Origin of the sequence: Candidatus Erwinia dacicola (assembly GCF_001756855.1) — a bacterium.
Lineage (GTDB): Bacteria > Pseudomonadota > Gammaproteobacteria > Enterobacterales > Enterobacteriaceae > Erwinia > Erwinia dacicola.
The window spans coordinates 1-1,471 of the sequence record NZ_MAYS01000590.1; the positions used below are offsets into that span (position 1 = coordinate 1).

Consider the following 1,471-nt stretch of genomic DNA (forward strand, 5'->3'; position numbering starts at 1 on the left):
ACATTAGTCTTAAATACTGGCCGTTGCCCCCATTCTCCCAGCGACTGATCAACATGTGCATATATCCCCCCTGGTGTAACATAGCCTAATAAATTAGCAGCAGCACCATCCAGAGCATCAACGAATAAATTAGTGAATATTCCTCCCTTCTCCCCTCCTAAGGCATACTGCTTATCGGTTGAGGCAGTCATAATAGTTACACCGTCTTTTATTTCTGCCAAACTTTCATCTGTTGGGCGGTCACCTGCCGAGCCAGAGTGACAACTATCTAAAATAATAACTTTATTTTTAGCTTTTGATTTATTAGCAAAAGTTATTATATCGCTTAATTTCACACCATCGTCGCCAGTTTCACAATCCCCTGAACAAATGTAACCTCCTGCTTCATCGATATATCCATGCCCAGCAAAATAAATAGTGCAATATCAGGTTTACCCTGAAAAAGTTCTGATATTGCAGAGCGTAAATCTCTTCTTCTTACTATTTCTTGCTCATTACGACTTACAATGAGGCGAACTCCAAAATTTTTACTGTCATCGAAATTACGTTCAAGAGAGGTTTGTACTGAAAGGGCATCAGTAACGCACCCTGACAGATGATTAATGTTTTTATAATAATCAATCCCAACTATCAGGGCTTTTCTCATTTATATATATCCTATAATGCGTTGATAAAATCAGTGATATTTTTATCAGACCAAGTGTAAGTATTTACACCGTCTATATTAGTTCTGTCATCTGAATAAGCCCAGATACCACGGATAGGTTTACCTTCTTCTTTTGCGCACTGTATTTCCCACTTTTGCCCACTGGATTTCAGTGAATTTTTACTAACCAGTACGACTACACCATCTGAACGCTTGATACGAGTCCTAACACGCGCTTTCCACTCGGTGTCATAAGGTTCTTTTACTGACATATCTATGAATTCATAAGGTTTTCTTGGGTGGAGCGATTGTCCTTTCAAAAAATTACGTTGAGTTTCATCCTCAATCGCGAAAGCTATGAATAAAACTTGGGGCTGTCCTAGATAACTAAGATCATCTAGGATAGTGCCATGAGAAAAAGCAGACTCAGTCAGTACAAACAGGAACGGTTACTTGAACAGTTTATTGCAGGCTCCACAGCCCGTATTGCCGCAGAGCTGGTTGGTGTCCACAGGAACACTGCTGCATACTATTTTCACCGCCTCAGAGTGCTGATAGCCGAGCACGTAGATAGGCACTCCTGGTTTGATGGCGAGATTGAACTGGACGAAAGTTATTTTGGTGGTCGTCGTAAAGGTCAGCGTGGCAGAGGTGCTGCCGGAAAAGTGCCTGTTTTCGGGCTTCTCAAGCGTGGTGGTAAGGTGTATACCAAGGTCATACCCGATGCCAAATCACGCACATTACTGCCGATAATAGAGTCAAAAATTTACCCTGACAGCATCGTCTATACCGATAATTTTGCCAGTTATGATGTACTGGATGTGA

General features: G+C 41.5%; 2 protein-coding genes and 1 pseudogene. 1 reads left to right on the plus strand and 2 read right to left on the minus strand.

What is annotated here, in order from left to right; translation table 11 throughout:
* Window positions 1-646, minus strand: a pseudogene (locus BBW68_RS20380) (caspase family protein); the annotation flags it as partial.
* Window positions 647-657: 11 nt separating this feature from the next.
* Window positions 658-1,089, minus strand: coding sequence for a TIR domain-containing protein (locus BBW68_RS17260; protein WP_338061308.1), 432 nt, complete (start codon window positions 1,087-1,089; stop codon window positions 658-660).
* Between BBW68_RS17260 and BBW68_RS14625 the strand changes: the two genes are divergently transcribed.
* Window positions 1,057-1,471 (plus strand): IS1595 family transposase (locus BBW68_RS14625; RefSeq protein ID WP_148127470.1); only part of this gene is annotated, 415 nt, incomplete at its 3' end. The two genes, BBW68_RS17260 and BBW68_RS14625, sit on opposite strands and share 33 nt — an antisense overlap.